This window comes from Paraburkholderia sp. GAS448 (assembly GCF_050435685.1).
Taxonomy (GTDB): domain Bacteria; phylum Pseudomonadota; class Gammaproteobacteria; order Burkholderiales; family Burkholderiaceae; genus Paraburkholderia.
This window is the reverse complement of the sequence record NZ_JBNDKT010000006.1, coordinates 313,456-333,592: the sequence shown is the minus strand read 5'-3', so window position 1 is coordinate 333,592 and position 20,137 is coordinate 313,456. Positions and strand designations below refer to the sequence as shown.

At 64.8% G+C, this 20,137-nt stretch carries 15 protein-coding genes, 1 pseudogene and 2 riboswitches; of the genes and pseudogenes, 10 read left to right on the top strand and 6 right to left on the bottom strand.

Annotated elements, in window-relative coordinates; translation table 11 throughout:
• Nucleotides 1–81: 81 nt before the first annotated feature.
• From cobG to P3T23_RS14965, 5 genes are all read left to right on the top strand, one after another.
• Nucleotides 82–1,476 (top strand): precorrin-3B synthase, encoded by a 1,395-nt coding sequence (gene cobG, locus P3T23_RS14985; protein WP_429316945.1) that lies wholly within the window; start codon nucleotides 82–84, stop codon nucleotides 1,474–1,476.
• Entirely contained in the window at nucleotides 1,469–2,095 is a 627-nt protein-coding gene (locus tag P3T23_RS14980; protein ID WP_429316944.1) for a precorrin-8X methylmutase, read from the top strand. Before cobG ends, P3T23_RS14980 begins: the two co-directional genes overlap by 8 nt.
• Complete coding sequence (locus P3T23_RS14975; RefSeq protein WP_429316943.1) at nucleotides 2,096–2,827, top strand: precorrin-2 C(20)-methyltransferase; 732 nt, start codon at nucleotides 2,096–2,098, stop codon at nucleotides 2,825–2,827.
• A complete protein-coding gene (gene cobJ / locus P3T23_RS14970; protein WP_429316942.1) occupies nucleotides 2,815–4,524 on the top strand; it encodes a precorrin-3B C(17)-methyltransferase in 1,710 nt (569 codons plus the stop codon). Before P3T23_RS14975 ends, cobJ begins: the two co-directional genes overlap by 13 nt.
• Nucleotides 4,525–4,701: 177 nt before the next feature.
• On the top strand, nucleotides 4,702–5,631 hold the full coding sequence (locus P3T23_RS14965; RefSeq protein WP_429316941.1) for a flagellar brake protein: 930 nt from the start codon (nucleotides 4,702–4,704) through the stop codon (nucleotides 5,629–5,631).
• Between the two features lie 50 nt (nucleotides 5,632–5,681).
• On the opposite strand, the gene P3T23_RS14960 is transcribed toward P3T23_RS14965, so the two are convergent.
• The 4 genes from P3T23_RS14960 to cobW form a co-directional block, all read right to left on the bottom strand.
• The gene (locus P3T23_RS14960; RefSeq protein ID WP_429316940.1) at nucleotides 5,682–6,272 is read right to left on the bottom strand and encodes a vWA domain-containing protein; all 591 of its coding nucleotides are present in this window, start codon (nucleotides 6,270–6,272) and stop codon (nucleotides 5,682–5,684) included.
• An 80-nt stretch (nucleotides 6,273–6,352) separates the two neighbouring features.
• The gene (locus P3T23_RS14955) at nucleotides 6,353–7,453 is read right to left on the bottom strand and encodes an ATP-binding protein (protein ID WP_429316939.1); all 1,101 of its coding nucleotides are present in this window, start codon (nucleotides 7,451–7,453) and stop codon (nucleotides 6,353–6,355) included.
• Between the two features lie 2 nt (nucleotides 7,454–7,455).
• The gene (cobN, locus tag P3T23_RS14950) at nucleotides 7,456–11,250 is read right to left on the bottom strand and encodes a cobaltochelatase subunit CobN (protein WP_429316938.1); all 3,795 of its coding nucleotides are present in this window, start codon (nucleotides 11,248–11,250) and stop codon (nucleotides 7,456–7,458) included.
• Nucleotides 11,251–11,256: 6 nt separating this feature from the next.
• A complete protein-coding gene (gene cobW, locus P3T23_RS14945; protein ID WP_429316937.1) occupies nucleotides 11,257–12,330 on the bottom strand; it encodes a cobalamin biosynthesis protein CobW in 1,074 nt (357 codons plus the stop codon).
• A 217-nt stretch (nucleotides 12,331–12,547) separates the two neighbouring features.
• A riboswitch (cobalamin riboswitch) is annotated at nucleotides 12,548–12,819 on the bottom strand.
• A 93-nt stretch (nucleotides 12,820–12,912) separates the two neighbouring features.
• Nucleotides 12,913–13,139: riboswitch (cobalamin riboswitch) on the top strand.
• Nucleotides 13,140–13,338: 199 nt separating this feature from the next.
• On the opposite strand from cobW, the gene cobA reads away from it, so the two are divergent.
• The 5 genes and pseudogenes from cobA to bluB all read left to right on the top strand — a co-directional run bounded on the left by cobA (nucleotide 13,339) and on the right by bluB (nucleotide 17,028).
• A complete protein-coding gene (gene cobA / locus P3T23_RS14940) occupies nucleotides 13,339–14,073 on the top strand; it encodes a uroporphyrinogen-III C-methyltransferase (RefSeq protein WP_429316992.1) in 735 nt (244 codons plus the stop codon).
• Nucleotides 14,070–14,369, top strand: a pseudogene (locus P3T23_RS14935) (cobalamin biosynthesis protein); the annotation flags it as partial. The gene cobA and the pseudogene P3T23_RS14935, both read left to right, overlap by 4 nt.
• Before the next feature lie 108 nt (nucleotides 14,370–14,477).
• Nucleotides 14,478–15,080 (top strand): cob(I)yrinic acid a,c-diamide adenosyltransferase, encoded by a 603-nt coding sequence (gene cobO / locus P3T23_RS14930; protein ID WP_429316991.1) that lies wholly within the window; start codon nucleotides 14,478–14,480, stop codon nucleotides 15,078–15,080.
• A 3-nt stretch (nucleotides 15,081–15,083) separates the two neighbouring features.
• Complete coding sequence (locus tag P3T23_RS14925; protein WP_429316936.1) at nucleotides 15,084–16,382, top strand: cobyrinate a,c-diamide synthase; 1,299 nt, start codon at nucleotides 15,084–15,086, stop codon at nucleotides 16,380–16,382.
• Entirely contained in the window at nucleotides 16,366–17,028 is a 663-nt protein-coding gene (gene bluB, locus P3T23_RS14920; RefSeq protein ID WP_429316935.1) for a 5,6-dimethylbenzimidazole synthase, read from the top strand. The genes P3T23_RS14925 and bluB overlap by 17 nt, the downstream gene beginning before the upstream one ends.
• Before the next feature lie 24 nt (nucleotides 17,029–17,052).
• On the opposite strand, the gene P3T23_RS14915 is transcribed toward bluB, so the two are convergent.
• A complete protein-coding gene (locus P3T23_RS14915) occupies nucleotides 17,053–17,655 on the bottom strand; it encodes a DUF4136 domain-containing protein (protein ID WP_429316934.1) in 603 nt (200 codons plus the stop codon).
• Between the two features lie 47 nt (nucleotides 17,656–17,702).
• The gene (locus tag P3T23_RS14910) at nucleotides 17,703–20,123 is read right to left on the bottom strand and encodes a CHASE2 domain-containing protein (RefSeq protein ID WP_429316933.1); all 2,421 of its coding nucleotides are present in this window, start codon (nucleotides 20,121–20,123) and stop codon (nucleotides 17,703–17,705) included.
• Nucleotides 20,124–20,137 lie beyond the last annotated feature (14 nt).

Sequence of the window (20,137 nt, the reverse complement as noted above, 5' to 3'; positions counted from 1 at the left end):
CGGGCGGGGTGTACCGATGCCGCAGCATTGCCCCTTTCGCGGGTTGCTCGGGCCGTCGCGCGACGCTAACCCGGTGCCCCCTTGAATCACACTTCGTCTCCCGCCGTATTGCCCGCTACGCTGCGCCCCTCGGCCTGTCCCGGCCTGTTGCGCATCGTGCCGGCGCGCGACGGCGGTATCTGCAGGATCAAACTGCCGTGCGGAGAACTGCGTGCGCCAGAGGCACTCGCGATCGCGGACGCCGCGCGGCAACACGCATCCGGGGTGATCGAGGCGACCAATCGCTCGAACCTGCAGATACGCGGCGTACGGGCAGGCCACGAAACGGCGCTGATCGAACACCTGCTGGAAGCGGGGCTCGGGCCGCGCGGCGGCGCAGAGGCCATGGATAGCATGAGCGCCAGCGCCCGCGACGACATCCGCAACCTGATGACAAGCCCGCTCGCGGGACGAGACCCCCACGCGTTGATCGACACGACGCCGCTTGCGGCGCACATTCTCGCGCTGCTGCAAGGCACGCCGCGTTTCGCCGCGCTGTCCCCAAAATTTGCACTGCTGCTCGACGGCGGCGAGCGGCTCGCGATGCTCGATCATCCCCACGATATCTGGCTTGCCGCGATGCCCGATGGCGCTCGCGTGCGCTTCGCATTCGGTCTGGCGGGCTGCCCGCCTGTTGCCGGAAGTGACGCCGCACCTCCTCCAGCGCTTGCCGCGGTCGAGCCATCCGAAGTGCCAGAGCTTGTCTGCGCGCTGCTGGACACGTTCCTGGAGCTGGCTTCCCCCGACGACACCCGCATGCGCAACCTGCTCGCGACACATTCTTCGGACACCATTCTGGAACGCGTGAAGCGGCGAGTCAATTTCACCCTGTTGCGCGAGCAATCCGTAGAGACGTGGCATCGCGCTCCTGCTGACGCGTCATTTCGACTCGGCGCACATCAGCAAATTGCAAACGGTTTGTGGCATGTGGGCGGACAGCCGCCGCTGGGGCGTCTGGACTCGTCGATGCTCCATGGCCTTGCTGGGCTTGCTTCCGAAGCCGGCAATGGAACACTTCGCATGACGCCCTGGCAAGGTGTGCTGTTACCGGACATCGAGCCTCATGCCGTGCCGGGCGCGCTTGAACGACTCGCGTCATTAGGACTCGCCTGCGAACCAGCCGATCCGCTCACACGCGTCATCGCCTGTGCCGGTTCGACCGGCTGCGCGAAGGGCAACGCCGACACAAAAGCCGACGCACGCCTGCTCGCCGCGCGGCTGCCCGAGCGTGTCGAAGTGCACCTGAGCGGCTGCCCGCGTTCATGCGCGGCGGCCCATTGCGCACCCTATACGCTGCTCGCAGTCGCGCCAGGACGCTACGACCTTTATCGTCGCGATGGCACACCCGGATTCGGGCAGTGCATCGCGCACCATCTGACAATCGAACAGGCCGCCGACTCTCTGGAGCGGTTGGCCCGGAGCCCCCTCGATGCTTGATTACATTCGCGACGGTCAGGAGATCTATCGCCAATCTTTCGCGACGATCCGCGCGGAGGCCAACCTGAGCCGGATTCCCGCCGACCTCGAAAAGCTCGCGGTGCGCGTCATCCACGCGTGCGGCATGGTCGACGTCGTCGACGACCTGCGGTTTTCGCGCGGAGCCGGCACAGCGGGCCGCGAGGCACTCGCGCGCGGCGCGCCGATTCTCTGCGATGCGCGCATGGTCGCTGAAGGGATCACGCGTGCGCGTCTGCCGGCCGACAATCCGGTTATCTGTACGCTGGGCGATGCGTCGGTGCCCGCGAAGGCGCGCGAAATCGGCAACACGCGCTCCGCCGCCGCGCTCGAACTGTGGCGCCCGCACCTCGCCGGCAGCGTGGTCGTGATCGGCAATGCGCCCACGGCGCTGTTCCATCTGCTCGACATGCTCGATGCCGGCGCACCGCGCCCGGCGCTGATTCTTGGCTTTCCGGTGGGTTTCGTCGGCGCGCAGGAATCGAAGGCGATGCTGGCTGAAGAGAGTCGCGGCGTCCCTTTCGTGATCGTCGCGGGCCGGCGCGGCGGCAGCGCGATGGCGGCTGCCGCGGTCAACGCACTCGCGACGGAGGTGGAGTAAATGACGGTACGAGGACGTCTCTTCGGACTCGGCGTCGGCCCCGGCGACCCGGAACTGATTACGCTGAAAGCGGTGCGCCTGCTCAAGGCCGCGCCGGTCGTCGCCTACTTTGCGGCGAAAGGAAAAAAGGGTAACGCGTTCGGCATCATCGAAGCGCATCTGGACGATGCGCAAACGCGTCTGCCTCTCATCTACCCCGTCACGACCGAAGCACTCGAACCGCCGCTGTCCTATGAAACGGTGATCGCCGACTTCTACGACACCGCCGCTGAATTCGTCGCCGCCCATCTCGACGCCGGCCGCGACGTCGCGGTGATCTGCGAAGGCGACCCATTCTTTTACGGCTCGTACATGTATCTGCACGACCGTCTCGCTGCCCGTTTCGAAGCCGAAGTGGTGCCCGGCGTGTGTTCGATGCTCGGCGGCGCGGCCGTGCTCGGGTCGCCGCTCGTCTATCGCAACCAGAGCCTTTCGGTGCTGTCCGGCGTGTTGCCGGAAGATGAACTGAAGCGGCGGCTCGCCGACTCGGACGCCGCCGTCGTGATGAAGCTCGGCCGAAACTTCGACAAGGTGCGCCGCGTGCTATGCGAACTCGGGCTGGACGGGCGCGCGCTTTACGTCGAACGCGCCACGATGACAAACCAGCGGATCGTGCCGCTTGCCGAAGTAGATCCGATGGCGTCGCCGTATTTTTCGCTGCTCGTGGTGCCGGGGGAAAAATGGCAAGGATGATGAACGTGCCCGCACCGGCCATCGTAATTCTCGGCACAGGCGCGCTAGACACGGCGCGTCGCATCCAGGCGTGTTATCCGGGCGCTCAGGTGCACGGTTTGCAGGGGCGCGTGGAAGCCGACATCGCCTACGCGGAACTCAGTGTGCATCTGCGTGAACTGTATGCGCGCGGCACGCCGCTCGTTGTCCTGTGTGCGGCGGGCATCGTGATCCGCTGCATCGCACCGCTGCTGTCGAACAAGGGCGCCGAGCCGCCTGTGCTCGCCGTTGCCGAAGACGGCAGCGCGGTTGTGCCGCTGCTCGGCGGCCTTGCTGGCGTCAATGTCATGGCACGCGAAATCGCGGAAGCGCTGGACGTTACACCAGCCATCACGACCAGTGGGGAATTGCGTTTCGGCACCTGCGTCCTCAATCCGCCCGATGGCTACGCGCTCTCGAGTCTCGAACAAGGCAAGCGCTTCGTATCGGATCTGCTGGGCGGCGAAAGCACCCGCGTGGAAGGCGACGCACCGTGGCTCGACGATGCGCAGTTGCCGCGTTCGGATTCGGCCCGTCTGGCGATACGGATCACCCCCGCCGCGTGGGACGGCCGCACGGACGAGCTTTTGATTCATCCGAAGACCGTTGTGGCGGCGACCGGTGTTGTCGACGGAAGCATCGTCGAACGTGTTCGGCTGGCGCTCGACGCACATCGGCTCGCGCCGCTTTCGCTGGCCGCGCTGCTCGCGCCGGTTGAACACATGAGCAACGCGGCGCTGGCCGACGCCGCCATTGTTCTGGGTGTCCCGCTGCGCTTCTCCTCTGTCGCGGCAAGCGATGCGGAACCTGAGCGGCTGCTCGAAACAGCGATGCGCATGCCCTATGAAGCGCTGCACGGCGAAACAGACGTGGCGCTGGCGCTGACGCGCGCGCCGGTCGATCCGGCCTCGGTTGGCCACGCACGCGGACGGCTGACCGTCGTGGGCCTCGGTCCTGGCGACGCCAGCCTGATGACGCCGGCGGTACGCTCGGCGCTAAGCGCCGCGACCGACATTCTCGGCTACGAAACCTACGTGAAGATGGCCGGACCGTTCCGGGCCGACCAGCAGGTGCACGGCACGGACAACCGCGAGGAGATGCAGCGCGCACGGCACGCTTTTGAACTTGCGAGCATCGGACGAACGGTGGCGGTGGTGTCGTCCGGCGATCCTGGCGTCTTTGCGATGGCCGCCGCCGTCCTCGAAGCGCTCGAAACCTCGAATAACGCCCAATGGGCGGCCGTCGAACTCGATATTCAGCCGGGCGTGTCTGCGGCCATGGCCACTGCCGCTCAAGCGGGTGCCCCGCTCGGCCACGATTTCTGCATGCTCTCGCTCTCCGATAATCTCAAGCCGTGGGGCATTATCGAAAAGCGCTTGAGACACGCCGCCGAAGCCGATCTCGCGATGGCTTTCTATAATCCAGTTTCGCGCGCGCGGCCGTGGCAACTCGACAAGGCGCTGGATATCATCCGCGAATTTCGCTCGGCATCGACGAGAGTCGTGCTCGGAAGGGATATCGGCAGGCCCGGCGCAGCCCTCACTCACACGACGCTCGGCGAACTGCGGGCGGAGAGCGTCGATATGCGGACCATGGTTATAGTCGGCTCTTCCCTGACACGCTCTTATTCGCTCCATGGCAATCGTGAATGGACTTATACACCGCGCTGGTATAAGTGATCACAAGGATTTAACTGAAGTTGTTATCGGCTTCGTAAAGTCTGCGCAAACGGTTGCGCATTTAATGCCAATCGAATAAATATCGACCTCGTGCAATTCTTTTAGAAATCTCACTAAAGTTTTATTCCGGCGCGGCCGTATACGACCGGTATGAACCAAAAAAGAGGTCGTCCGTCCATGTCTTCCAGCATCGTAGAAGAGCCTGTCGCGGCAACGCCCAGCGCCGCTCTCGCCCGGGAAGATCTGCCCGTAGGCACACCGCTTGCGTGGGCTGTCACCGATCATGACGGCACCGTCCTGCTGGAAAAGGATGCGCTTGTCTCAACCGAAGGGGACCGTGATTTCCTTTTCCAGCATTTCAAGCCGCGGCGCCGGGATATCGATGAAGCGGCGAGGAGCGGAGCGTCTCTGGCTGCCACAACCGAGTTGCCGCAGCCGACCTGCCTCGCCGACATGCATCTCACCATCGGCGCGCTGCTCGGCATGCGCTCGCAGATCGGCATGGGCCGGCCGATGCATCCGAGCCGCGTGATCGGCTTCGCGCCCAATCAGACGCTCTTCGTGACGCCGCCGCTTCAGGACGGCCGGCCGGTACCGCTCGCCGTGAATGAAAACGTCGATATCGTTGCGATCGCCAGCCAGGCCGTGTACCGCTTTACATGCACCGTCGAGGCCCTGTGCACCTATCCATTCAACTACGTGGTCCTGTCGCCGCCCGGTGCCATCCGGCGGCTGCGTGAACGTCGCTCGATCCGCGTGCGGGCCCACCTCGCGGTCCGCTACGGCAGCGAGGCGAATGACCTCTACGACGGTCTCGGGATTGCCAACGGCATCAGCGCGCTGGGCCTGTCGCTTGCCGCTTCGAAAACGCTGGGCCGTGTGGGCGAGCGCCTGCGCCTGTCGTTCTGGGTCAAGTCTGGGGACGTCGAAACGTTGATCGAAACGCGTGCGGTTATCCGCAACCTGCAAGCCGACGAGATGGAAAAGGGGTTGACGATGCACGGCCTGGAATTCGATGTGCTGGAACCGGGGCAGCAAACCGCGCTCAAGGCGTTCGTGTTCGATCGCCAGGATGACGCGTACATCTGGACCAACATGACCCGCTGAACCAGCGGTCCTCATTAGTCTGAATCGGTTTGAACCGGTCAGTCGAGCGGCTACGCGAGCAGGTCTTCAGGGGTGCACCACGCTGCATCCCACGCCCGCGCCAACCGTTCGCTCCGGCCGAGCCTGAGCGCCCCGCGCTCGAAATCGACCACAACGATCTGATCGGCAATCGCGGGCCGCGCCGGCATGCTGCCGCTGCGCCCGTCGGTCAGCATCCACAGCCAGCGCTGCTGCCCCGGTCTCCTGCGCGCCGCACGTTCGAGCAACTGCGCCGCACGGCGTACGCCGAGTGCGAGCGGCGTGCCGCCCCCGCCACCCACCGGACGCAGCCAGCGCTCATTCCACCAGCGCGGCACCGACGGCCCAAAGCGCACATCGGCGCGTACGCCACCGAAACACACGAGCGCCGCCTCCGCGCGAGCCTTGCCAGCCTGATCGAACATCGCGACGAGCAGGCCCTTGGCCAGCGCCAGTTGCTGACCGCTCAACATCGATCCGGAACAATCGAGTACGAAGCAGTGCAACACGCTGCCCGTGGCTGCTTCATGCACGAAGCGCAGGTGTTCCGGCGCGAGGCGCTCGCGCCGTTTGGCGGCGAGCGTGGCCGTCCAGTCGATGCGTGTGCGTTGCGTGCGTTGCATGGCGCCACGCCTGCCTGCGCCTGCTGCCTGCGGCCATCGAACAGCGCTGGGGAATCCAGCGGCGGCGCTCTGTCGATGGCTCAGCTTTTTTTTGCTGGTAACGGGATGACGCCTTTTACCGTCGTGGTTCCTGTCGGTTCCGGCTCCAGATAGCCCCAATCGCCCTGCCCCTGACCTCGACCTTTCTCGTGGTCAGGCGGCACAGACGCCTGTTGCGACGCTGCCGGATCCGCAGGCGGAGCCGGCTGACGCTCCGGCGTTTGCGGCGTTTGCGGCGCGGTATGCGCATCGCGCGGATGGCGGCGATGCAGCAACACGGCGTCAGCAACGCGATCGACATGACCGGTCGTGATTGCCGCGTCGTCCTCCAGCGCGGCAAGCGCGCGCGCCGCGCGCAGCATCACCAGGTCCGCGCGCAGTCCGTCCACGGCGGCCTCGATACACACCTTGCTGACGTGATCGTGAAGCGCATCGTCGAATACGAGACGCGGCAAGCGTTCGCGTGCCGCGTGAATGCGCCGCACGTAGGCGGCCTGCTGCGCGGCATACGCGGCGCGGAACGCCTGTGGATCTGAATCGAACGCGAGCCGCGCCTTGACGATCCGCTGACGGATCTGTGGATCGAAACAGTTTTGCAGTTCCACCATCAAGCCGAAACGGTCGATCAGTTGCGGCCTCAACTCGCCTTCTTCGGGATTCATCGTGCCGACCAGCACGAAGCTCGCGTCATGGCTGTGCGAAATGCCATCGCGTTCGACGGTGTTGACACCGCTCGCCGCCGCGTCCAGTAGCGCATCGACGAGCGCATCCGGCAGCAGGTTGATCTCGTCGACATACAGCACACCACGATGCGCTTTCGCCAGCAATCCCGGTGAAAACTTCACCGACCCGTCACGCAACACCGTTTCGATATCCAGTGTGCCAATCAGACGCTCTTCACTCGCGCCGAGCGGCAAGGTCACCAGTTGCCCTTCGGGCAGCAGTTCGGCGAGCGCGCGTGCGGTCGTGGATTTCGCCGTGCCACGAGGGCCGCTGACCAGCACACCGCCCAGCCCCGGATCGATTGCCGCCAGCAGCAGCGCCTGCTGCAGCGGCTCCTGACCGATCAGCGCGGCGAACGGAAACGCGGTGCTGGCACGCGATGGCGTCGCGGCTTCGCGGGGCTGCGTCGATGCATTCATTGTCATGTTCCTTCGAGTTGCTGCTCGCTCGCCAGCAGATGTTCTTCGACCTGCTCGCGATAGTCGCCGGGGTTCTGCCACAGGCCGCGTTGCATCGCCTCGAGCAGGCGTTCGCAGATGCCATGTAGCGCATGTGGATTGTGCCCGGCGAGGAACGCACGCGTATCGGCGTCATTCAGGTACGCATCGGCAACGAGCGCGTATTGATGATCGGAAACCACGCGCGCAGTCGCATCGTAACCATAGAGATAATCGACGGTTGCGGCGATTTCCGCCGCACCTTTGTAGCCATGCCGTTTGACGCCATCGAGCCATTTTGGATTGACGACGCGCGAACGGATGACCCGCGCGATCTCCTCATGCAGCGTGCGAATACGGGGCGCGGCCGGATTGCTGTGGTCGGCGTGATAGACATGCGGCTGGTTGCCGGCCAGATGCCGTACCGCTGCGACCATGCCGCCCTGGAACTGGTAGTAGTCGTTCGAGTCGAGCACGTCGTGTTCGCGGTTGTCCTGGTTCTGCAGCACGACGTCCAGTGATGCGAGGCGTGTTCCGAACGCCTGCCGCGCCTCTTCGCCCGCGCTTTTCTGCGCGTAGGCATAGCCGCCCCAGGCCTGATACGCGCCCGCAAGATCGCCATCCGTTTGCCATTGCCGCGTATCGATCATTTCCTGCAGGCCCGCGCCATACGACCCCGGCTTCGCGCTGAACACGCGCCAGCCTGCCCGCCTGCGTGCCTCGGTTGCGTCCATGCCACCTGCGATCAAGGCATCCCGCTCGCGCATGACGCGTGCACGTATCGGATTCAGATCCTCGGGTTCGTCGAGTTCGGCTACCGCCTGCACGGCGGCGTCGAACAGATGCATCACGTTCGCGAACGCATCGCGGAAGAAGCCCGACACCCTTAGCGTAACGTCGATGCGAGGGCGATCGAAAATCTCGATCGGCATGATCTCGAAGTCGGTGACGCGATGGCTGCCCGGCGCCCACTTCGGTCGCACACCGAGCAGCGCCAGCGCCTGAGCGATATCGTCGCCGCCGGTACGCATCGTCGCCGTGCCCCACACGGAGAGGCCGATCGCACGCGGGTAGTCGCCATGCTCCTGGACGTGCCGTTCGATAAGCTGCTGCGCGGACTTGAGACCGAGCGCCCATGCGGACTGCGTCGGAATCGCGCGCGTGTCGACCGAATAGAAGTTGCGGCCGGTGGGCAGCACGTCCGGGCGTCCGCGCGAAGGCGACCCGCTCGGCCCTGCTGGCACGAAACGTCCTTCGAGTCCCCGCTTCAGCTGGAGCATTTCCTGCGGGCCGCATGCATCGAGACGCGGCAGTATGTCGTGGCGCAATCGTTCCAGAACCCGTTCCGCCTGGGGCAGCGTACCGGCCTCATGTGGAGCTTCGGGCGCATCTTCATCGCACACGCGCCGCAACAGTTCCGCCGCCAGCAGTTCGAGACGTTCTCGCGTGTCGCCGTTATGGCGCCACGGCGCATCGCTGACACGCTGCAGGATGTCGGGGCGCGGGCCGTCCCACGCTGCAGACCAGTCAGCAGACAGGGGATCGAAAAGATGATCGACCGCGAGGTCGCGCGCGAGCGCATCGATCAGACCGGCCTTCGTGCCCTGCCCGTCGCCCACCGGAAAGCGCCCGAGCGCCAGCAACGTATCGCGGCGCTGCCCCCCCTGCGGCGATTGCCCGAACGTATGCAGCCCGTCGCGGATCTGCGCTTCCTTCAACTCGCAGAGGTACGCGTCGGCACGCGTCAACAGCATGTCTTCAGCGTCCTGCCCGTCCGGTACGCTCAGACTCAGTTCCTCATGCAGGCGATGCTTGATGATCGTCTCCAGAATCGTTCGCCGCAGCAGCTTCGAACGACGCGGATCGACCATCAACGCCTCGTAGTATTCGTCCACCTGCCGTTCGAGATCCTGCAACGGCCCATAGTTCTCCGCGCGTGTGAGCGGCGGCATCAGGTGATCGATGATGACGGCCTGAGCACGCCGCTTGGCCTGGCTGCCTTCGCCCGGATCGTTGACGATAAACGGATAGAGATGCGGCATCGGCCCGAGAATCAGATCGGGCCAGCACGTATTGCTGAGCGCGACGCTCTTGCCCGGCAGCCATTCCAGATTGCCGTGCTTGCCGACATGGACGACGGCATCGATACCGAAGCGGTGCCGCAACCAGAAATAGAACGCGAGGTAAGCGTGCGGCGGCACGAGATCGGCGTCGTGATAGCTCGCGTAATCGCCGCCGTCGCGTGAACGGGCCGGCTGGATGCCGACGAACACTTGGCCGCAGCGCCAGCCCGCGATCATGAAGCGCCCACGCCGGATCGTCGGATCCTGTTCTGGAGGGCCCCAGCGTGTATTGAGCGCGTCGCGCGCTTCAGCGGGCAGTTGCTGGAAATACGTCAGATAGTCATCCAGCGAAAGACTCTGCAATGCCGGACGCAGATCACGCACAACGGGATCGTTCGTCACGCCCTGCGTCAGCGTGCGCATCAATGCATCGCCATCGGCAGGCAAAGCGTCGACGCGATAGCCCTGCTCCTGCAGCATCGTGAGTATGCCGACCACCGATGCCGGCGTATCCAGCCCGACACCGTTGCCGATACGGCCTTCGCTTACCGGATAGTTCGCGAGGATCAGCGCGAGTTTCTTGTCCGCGTTCGCGATGCCCCGCAGGCGGCACCAGCGCCGGCTCAGTTCGGCGAGAAACGCCACCCGCTCGAGGTCCGGCTGATAGCGCACGACGTCGACTTCGGTGTGCGGACAACGATAGGCAAGCCCCTTGAAGCTGATGGCGCGTGTAATGATGCGGCCGTCTACTTCGGGCAACGCGATGTGCATCGCGATATCGCGGGAATTGAGGCCCTGATTGTCCTTGACCCAGTCGTCGCGGTTGCCGCCGCTCAGGATCACCTGCATGACGGGCGCGTCGCCGGCGAGCGCCAACGGCTCGGGATCGTCGATCGCCGACGCGGCGAACGCCGTCGTGTTCAGCACCAACGCCACGTCGTGCTGTGTGCACAGCTGCTGCAGCACGTCGCGGCTGACCGCGTCTTTCAGCGACGTGATCGCAAGCGGCAGCGGATTCAGGCCCTGTGCATCGAGCGCATCGATCAGCGCATCGAACACGGCCGTGTTCGCCGCCTGCAAATGCGCACGGTAAAAGAGGATCGCGACAACCGGCGCGCCGGGGTGCCAGCGCGCCTGCCAGTCTGCCACCGTGGGCACGTCGCGCGCGGGATGATAGAGCGCTGCCGCCGGCAAAGGCTGAGGCAGTGCGGGCTCATGCCCCCAGCCGAACGCGCGGAAGGCGATGAAGCGCAGGAACGCTTCCGCGTTTTGCGCGCCGCCTTCGCGCAGATAGCGCCACAGTTGATGGCATAGCGCGGCGTCCGCCGTGCTGCGCGCGAGCAGATTCGGATCTTCCTGCAGATCGCCGGAGAACATCGCGAGCAGCTGCTGCCTGCGCCCGGCGAGCGCGACCACCTGCTCGATGCCATAAGGCCAGTACGCCTCGCCGCCCAGGTGATCGACGATCACGACCTTCGCATGCTGCAACACGTCTTCGACGTAGAAATCCACCGATGCCGGCTGCCGCAGGAACGTCACGTTCGCGAGCCGCAGGCTCGGAAAATCCGCGCCCAGCCGCGGAACGACGCTGGCCAGCAGGGACAGCGTGGTATCGGCCGAACTGAGCACGACGATGTCCGCCGGCTGCTGGTCGATCCGTATGACGCCGGCGGTATCGTCGACGAAGCCCCCCGGCGTGGTGCGCAGCAGATGCATACCGCGTTATACCTGTTGCGGCTCGGCGCTCAGCGCGACCGTCAGCGCCTGTTGCAGCGTCGCCTGATCGAGGTCTTCGCCGATCAGCACAAAGCGGCTCGCTACCGCCTCACCGGCCTGCCAGCGACGATCGAAGTAACTGTCGAAGCGACGCCCCACGCCCTGAACGACGAGCCGCATCGCCGCTCCGGGCAAGGCCGCAAAACCCTTCACCCGGTAGATCGTGTGGTTCTCGACCAGCCCCTGCAATGCTGCGATAAGCGCTTCACGCGACGACACCTGCGCCTGAACGACAACGGAATCGAAATCGTCGTGGTGGTGATCGGGATCGTCTGCGGACCCGTGATGGTCGTGACGCAGATGAATCGTGTCCTCCGAAGCCGACTCGAGCCCGAGCAACGCGTGCAGATCGAGCTGCCCCCTATGCGCACGCACCACCTTGACCTCAGGCGGAATTTCTTCGCGAATCAACATTTCGGCCGCAGCGAGTTGCGCATCGTCAAGCAGATCGGTCTTGTTGAGAATCACCAGATCGGCGGCGGACAACTGGTCTTCGAACAGTTCATGCAGCGGCGATTCGTGGTCAAGATTCGGGTCGGCCTTGCGCTGGGCATCGACTGCCTGCGGATTCTCCGCGAACTGGCCGCTCACTGCGGCAGGCCCGTCGACTACCGTGACCACTGCGTCGACGGTGAAGCTGTTCTTGATCTGCGGCCAGTTGAATGCCTGCACGAGCGGCTTGGGCAACGCAAGGCCGGACGTTTCAATCAGCACGTGGTCGATCTGGCCTCGACGCTCAACCAGTCGCTCCATGACCGGGAAGAATTCCTCCTGCACCGTGCAGCACAGGCAGCCGTTCGCCAGTTCGTACAGTTGCCCTTCCACCTCGCGGCCTTCCTCGTCGCAACCGATGCCGCAACCCTTCAGGATCTCGCCGTCGATCCCCAGTTCGCCGAATTCGTTGACGATCACCGCGATCCGGAGTCCGCCCGCGTGTTGAAGAATGTGCCGAAGCAAGGTGGTTTTGCCGCTGCCGAGGAAGCCCGTGACGATCGTTACGGGAATTTTGCGCGTCTGCATCCTGACTCCAGGGTGGTGGACTGTTTGAAGGATGAAGCCCCGAACTTCACCGGATGCCCGCCCGCAACGCCCTGCGGCATGCTCACGCCGCGATGCGACAGTCGCAACGTCAGACGATCGTCGGGCAACACGCGGGGACGAAATACGGCCTTACGGAAACAACCGGAAGCTCAGTGAATTCGTGGACTATCTGGACCATGCGCCGCATCCCCGCGGCGCCAACCCGTATTTTCTGGCCGGTATCCGGGCTCGCGAAAACGCCGCTTCGCCTTCCCGCGCATTCGACATCACGCGCAGTGGACAGATGCCTGCCTGTCAGGTCATGACGTGCACGCATTGAAGCCAGCTTTGCATCGTTTTCACGATGCCTTCGCTTACCGTTGCGGGGGCAGCACAGGTTGGCCCGATCCGTGCAGGACAGGCTCCCTGTTTCCCGTTTAACTGCGTGCACAGAGCGTGCACGCGAGCACCAGAGTGCGTGGGAGTGTAGGCTCCGTCAACCCCGACGTCAAGAAAACGCCCTGCCTGAAGGGAACTGAGGGCAACTGAAGACCCCTGCAGCCTGCGCTGGGCAAAGCCGTGCTATCGTATGCGCGCGTTTGGTGCCCGCACGTGCGTTCGCATGTGCAGTTAAACGGGAAACAGGAAGCGCGGCAACGCGCCCGGCCTGTGCTGTCCCCGCAACGGTAAGCGGCCTGCGGACTTCGGTCCGCGCATGTCATTCAACGCCACTGTCTGCGTCTGGCAGCCGGGAAGGCGAATGGCATGAGGTCGTCAGCCCGGATACCGGCCAACGCAAGGGGCGACCGTCGCTTTTCGCCGAACGCCGGATCCGCGGGGGACGGAACCTGGTGCCTGAGCGCGACCGGCCGCGCGCGCGAGACGCGCCGTCGTTGCGCATGACGTGTGGCATCGCATGACCCATTCATTTTCCGGGCTCGTCCTTGTGACGGCCCTCCCGCTCCCGTCTCCCACCAACATGGCGCGGCGAGCGCCGTGCTGCCCGCGATGAGCCGCGCCTGGCTGATCGGCGCCGGCCCCGGCGACGTCGAGTTGATGACACTGAAGGCAACGCGCGCGCTCGGCGAGGCCGACGTCGTACTCGTCGACGATCTCGTGAATCCCGATGTCCTGCAGTTCGCGCGGACCGACGCCGAGGTCGTGTACGTGGGCAAGCGCGGCGGCCAGCCATCGGCCTCGCAGGCCGACATTGTCGCCACGATGCTTGCCCATCTGCGCGCCGGGCGCAGCGTCGCACGACTGAAAGGCGGTGACCCGTTCGTCTTCGGCCGTGGCGGCGAAGAGCAACAGGCGCTGCGGGCCGAAGGCATTCAGGTCGAAATCATCAACGGCATTACGGCGGGCATCGCGGCGCCGGCAGCGATCGGCATCCCTGTGACGCACCGGGATCACGCGCAGGGCGTCGTGTTCGTCACAGGTCATGGCGCGGGCAGCAGCGAGCCGGACTGGAACGCGCTGGTCGCCACACGCATGACGCTCGTCGTCTATATGGGCATGCGTCGCCTGAACGAGATCGTCACGGCGCTGTTACAGGCCGGGATGGATCCGCAAACGCCATGCGCCGCGATCGAATCGGCGACGCGCCCCGAGCAGCGCCATGTGCTCGCCCAACTCGATACGCTCGCGGGCCACGTGGCCAGCGCCGGACTCGGTTCGCCCGCGATTGTCGTGATCGGCGGTGTGTCGGCGCACGGCATCCCATCGGCGAGCCACGATCGATGAAGACGCTCACCGTAGGCATCGGTTGCAGGCGGCTGACTTCGGCGCGACAGATCGAGGCGGCGGTGAGGGTAGCGCTCGCGGGCATACCGTTCGACAACATTCGCGAGGTTGCGACGATCGAATCGAAAGCAGAGGAGCCTGGGTTAATCGAATTCTGTGCGCGTCATGCCCTTCCGTTGCGAAGGTTTACGCGCGAGCAGATCGCCGGGTTTGGCGCGGTGCCGACGCCCTCTCACACAGTTCGCGGGCTCGCAGGCGTCGACGGCGTCTGTGAGCCCTGCGCGCTTCTCGCTTCTCCCGACTCGATATTGATCGTCGGCAAAACGGTGGTCGACGGCGTAACCGTCGCGATTGCCTCCATCACCACATCATCATCACACAGGATCCCGGCAACAGGAGACGCCATGAAAACAGATCTCGAATCCCATCAACGCATGACGCAGCGCCGCCGCGAAGGCCACGAAAAGAAGCAGGCCGCAGCAACCGTCGAGAAAGGTCTGCTGATCGTCAACACCGGCACTGGCAAGGGCAAGACCACGGCCGCCTTCGGCATGGCCGTGCGCGTGCTCGGACACGGCATGAAGCTCGGCGTCGTGCAGTTCATCAAGGGCGCGCTACATACGTCTGAGCGCGATTTCCTGGGCGCCCAGGCGCATTGCGATTTCGTCACGATGGGCGACGGCTACACCTGGAATACGCAGAATCGTGAAGCCGACATCGCCACCGCTCGCAAGGGCTGGGACGAAGCGCGCCGGATGATCGAAAGCGGCGACTATCAAATGGTGATTCTCGATGAACTGAACACGGTATTAAAGTACGAATACCTCCCGCTCGATGAAGTGCTCGCCGTGCTGACCGCGCGCCCTGACATGCTGCACGTCGTCGTGACCGGACGTCACGCGCCGGACGCGCTGATCGAAGCCGCCGACCTCGTCACGGAAATGCGCATCGTCAAGCACCCGTATCGCGAGCAGGGCGTGAAAGCGCAGCGCGGCGTGGAGTTCTGAGCGATGCCCGCGTGTCCCGCCCTGTTCGTCAGCGCGCCCGCGTCGGGTCAGGGCAAGACCACGATTACGGCCGGACTCGCCCGCTATCACCAGCGGATGGGGCGTCGCGTGCGGGTCTTCAAGACCGGTCCGGATTTTCTGGACCCGATGATTCTCGCGCGCGCAAGCGGTGCACCTGTGCTGTCGCTCGATCTGTGGATGGTCGGCGAAGCGGCCTGTCGCACGCTGCTCGCCGAAGCGGCCGCCGAGGCCGATCTGATCCTGATCGAAGGCGTCATGGGCCTCTATGACGGCACGCCGAGCAGCGCCGATCTGGCGACGACGTTTGGCGTACCGGTCGTCGCCGTGATTTCAGCGAAAGCGATGGCGCAGACCTTCGGTGCGGTTGCTTTTGGGCTCGCGAACTACCGGCCGCACGTGCCGTTTCATGGCGTGTTCGCCAATCGCGTCGGGTCGCCGCGTCATGCGCAGATGCTGGAAGAAGCGTTGCCGGCCGGAATCCAGTGGACCGGATACATCGCAAGCAAGGACGATATCGAACTGCCCGATCGCCATCTGGGTCTGCACCAGGCGGACGAAATAGCGGACCTCGACGCACGGCTCGATCGCGCGGCCGACGCGCTTGCGCAGACGCAACTGGTCGAACTGCCGCAAGCGGTAGACTTCGGACCGGTGGTGCACACGGCGGTCCCCCGTCTTCTCGACGGCAAGCACATCGCGATAGCACGCGATGCAGCCTTCGCGTTCATCTATCCCGCCAACGTTCAGCTGCTGGAGACACTGGGCGCGCGCGTCACGTATTTTTCCCCGCTCGCTGACGAACCCGTGCCGCAATCCGCCGATGCGCTCTATCTGCCCGGCGGCTATCCCGAACTGCACGCAGAGCGGCTCGCGCGCAACACGTGCAGCGCCGATACCATTCGCGCTCATGCAGCGGCCGGCAAGCCGCTCGTGGCCGAGTGTGGCGGCATGCTGTATCTGCTGGAGACATTGACCGACACCAGCGGCAAACGCACGCCGATGCCAGGCGTGCTGCCAGGCCACGCAACGATGCAGACGCGGCTCGCGTCGCTCGGGATGCAGCAACTCGACGGCATGCACGGCACGATGACCGGCCACACGTTTCACTACTCGCATATGACGACGACCATGACGCCGTACCTCACGTCCGTACGTCCGCACTCTGATGCGCGAGGCGAAGCGGTGTACCGGACTGGTAAGATCGTCGCAACGTACATGCACAGCTACTGGCCCTCCAATCCGGCCTTCACGGCCGCACTCTTTCATGGCGAAGCGTTTTAGCGATTCCGATCTCGCGGCAGTCTATCGCGTCATCCACGAGCGGCGCGACATGCGCCATTTCGTGCCCGACCCGGTCGATCCCGTCGTGCTGCAGCGTCTTCTCGATGCGGCGCACCATGCGCCGAGCGTCGGCTTCATGCAGCCATGGCGCATCGCGCGTATCACCGATGCTGCGCTGCGCCGTGCCCTGCATGACGCCGTCGAAAGCGAACGGCTCAAGACCGCCGACGCCCTCGGCAAGCGGCGTGATGAATTCATGAAGCTGAAGGTCGAAGGCATGCTCGAGTGCGGCGAGCTACTGGTGGTGGCGTTGATGGATGGACGCGAGAAACACGTGTTCGGCCGCCGCACGCTGCCGGAGATGGATCTGGCATCGGTTGCGTGCGCGATCCAGAACATGTGGCTCGCCGCACGCGCGGAAGGATTGGGGATGGGCTGGGTGTCGATCTTCGAGGTCGACGTGGTCAGCACGCTGCTGCACATGCCCGCTGGCGCACGGCCGGTTGCGATCCTGTGTCTCGGGCACGTCGACGAGTTTTACGCGCAGCCGATGCTCGAAACCGAACGCTGGGCGTCACGGATGCCGCTCGACCAGTGCGTGTTCGAGAACCGCTGGCCTGAAAGCGACGGCACTGACTCCGCGTAGCGGCAGTCGTAGCCGCCACAACAGCTAAGGCGTGACCGGGCTGACGGAGTCGATCCCAGGCACCCTGCCCGTCTCCACGTTTCCGAACGTTACGCGCCAGTCCCGGTTCCCTGCATAAGGCATCCGGGCGAGCGCGCTTTTGACGAGGTAAGGCACAGCGTGGAGCGGGTCCGCGTCGCGATCGCTCTTCGTCACGGTGACCTTGTAGACTTCCTGACCATTCGTCCGTTCGAAGTAACGCATGGTCAGCGAGTGACGATAGAGCCGTCGGCCAGGAAAAACGCTCGTCGTCGCTGGTGCCTCGCAGGCTTCGGTGGTGCTCTCACAACCCGCGACATCGACACCGACCGCCGCCGGCCGCGTATCGTAGGCCAGCGACACGACATATCGCGCACTCTCCTTCGATGTCACAGCGAACCCGTAGCGCGCGAGTCCTTCGCGCACGAGGGCTTCGTATTGCGCATGTTCGGCACTCGCGTCCTGGGGCGGCGTACGCGCGAAGTCATACGTGCGCTCGTCAGCCAGCGTGGCGGACAAGAGCGATACGCGCACATCGGTGTTGACGCCGGCGCATCCGGCAAGCATCGCCGCGACGAGCGCAGTGCTGAGGATCAACAGGGGTTTCACGTTTGTCCCGCTTTGAAAGTTATTCGCGCTCATTGTGTTTGCGATGATCAACCAACCACTTCATCGAATGCCGGCAACGACACCGTGAACGCCGTCCCACGCCCCACTTCGCTTTCGACGTGCACATCGCCGCCGTGCCGCGTCACCACGGTTTTGACGAATGCCATCCCGAGCCCGGCGCCGCCCACCTCCGGCCGCTCCGTCTCATGAAACCGCCGGAAACGCTCAAAGAGTTGCGCCTGCTCTTCGGCAGGAATGCCGTAGCCCTCGTCACGAATCGTGCACTGCACGCGAGCCGGTAAGCCAGCCTCACGGGCGATCGTGCAGGCGATCCGTGTATCCGAAGGACTGTACTTCACCGCATTGTTCAGGATGTTGACAAGCGCGCGCGTCATGAGCGAACGGTCGGCACAGATCCAGTAACCGTCGGCATCGTCACGGTCCTGTTCCAGTTCCGTCTCCAGACGGATGCGGCGCGCGTGCGCCTGCGGCCAGACTTCATCGCTTGCATCGATCAGCAGTTCGACGAGGCTTTGCGGTTCAAGCACATAGGTCTGCGATTCTGCGCGCGCGAGTTGCACGAAGTCGTCGGCGAGCGTCAACGCGCGCTGCGCGTAACGTTCGACGCGATCCAGCAGCTCGCGCGTATGCTCCGACTCGATACGCGCCCGCTCGATCTCGACGAGCGCAAGAATCGAGGCCTGTGGCGAACGCATGTCATGCGAAAGCAGACGCAACGCGTCTTCGCGCTGACGTTCGGCCGCGTGCAACGCCGTCACGTCGACCAGCCCGGCAATCCAGCCCGTCACCTCGCCCTGTGCGTTGGTGCACCTTGCATAGCGCAACAGATGGTCGCGCCCGTCGCGGTCGCGCACCTCGATGCCCTCCTCCATCATGTCCGCATAGTCGCGTCGCGTCGGATCGAGGGGCGCGGGCCAGTGGCCGCGGGCGAACGCGTCGGTGTCCGCGTGCGAATCGACGGTTTTCACGAAAGTGAGGTCGCCGAGCGCATCCCGCATCGCGCGCCCCTCCGGTGCGGGGGCGGCGAGCTGTGCAAAATGGGACTTTGCCGCGTGGTTCGCGATCAGTATGACGCCGCGCAGATCGCTGACGAGAATCGGTTCCGGCACGCTATCGAGGCTGTCCCAGACAAAGCGCTTCATGTCCTGCACGCGCTGAGCCGCCTGCGCCATCAGCGCCATATGCTGCTCGAGTACATCGCCGGCGAATTCATTGCGCTCTTGTGGCGCTTCAGGCAGCAGATGGGGTTCGTCGGCGAGGCTCTGCAACTCCTTGCGCAGATAGGCCATCGTCATCTCGAGGCGACGCCAGTTCCAGATCGGATACACGGCGACGAGGCCGAAGATGGCGGGCACCGGCGACATCCACAGTCGCGCGCCGTACAACAGCGCCAGGCTGCCGCCCGCCATCGCGGCACAGAGTCCCATTGTGAGCAGCAGCGAGCGACGCGGCGACAGCACCAGGAACCCACCGAGCAGCACGCCAAGCGGAAGCAGCGACACTGCGAAAAGCAGCCACGCGTGGGCCGGCAGGATAGCGCGCCCGTTCAGCAGCGTATCGAGCACGTTCGCGTGGATGTAGACGCCCGGCATCGGTCCGAGCTCCCCTGAGACCGGGGTCGAGAAGCGGTCATAAAGACCCGACGCGGTCACGCCGATCAGGACGATCCGGTCGCGCAGCATCTCCGCGGGCACGTCGCCGGCAAGCACGCTGGCAAACGAGACCTTCGCGTAGGTTTCCGCGCGCGGGCTGAACGGGATCAGGAAGCGCGCTTCACCACCGTCGTGGCCGCCCGCGGCATGATCGGGCAAGCCGCGCAAGCGCTCGTTTCCGCCCGCGAGCCTGAGCTTGCCGTCGCGCACTGCCCGGTAAACGGGCACCATCAGTTGCGGCCAGCGTGAGTGCGCATCGCCCTCAAAGAGCGCGACACTGCGTACGATGCCGTCGCCGTCGACTTCCAGGTTGATGTGGCCAAGCGCCGCCGCGGCCTGCGCGAGCGCCGTGACCGGCGTGACCGCGACGCGCTCGCCGTTGGCGCCTTCCGGGCTGAGCAGGATAGGCAGGTACGTGGGATGCGCGCCGAGCGACTGCGCGAGTTGAGCGTCGTCCTCTGCGGGTTCGGTGAACAGCACGTCGTAGACCACGGCGGCTGGTTGCACCTTCGCGAGCTGGTCGAGCAGATGCGCGTGCACGCTGCGCGGCCACGGCCAGCGTCCAAGCTGGGCGATGCTCGCGTTGTCGATTTCGATGACGACGATATCCGGCGACACCGGCACCGGCCTGACACTAAGAAAGCGGTCATAGACGAGATGATCGACGCCGGACGTCAGCCGCCAGAGTGCCGCGAGCAGGATGACCACGACGCCCAGACAGCCGACCGCCAGCCACTCGAAGAAAAAGCGCCGACCGACTGGCCGTCCGAGTCGCGCGCGTGGGTCGAAAGTCATGCGCTGGCCGTTGC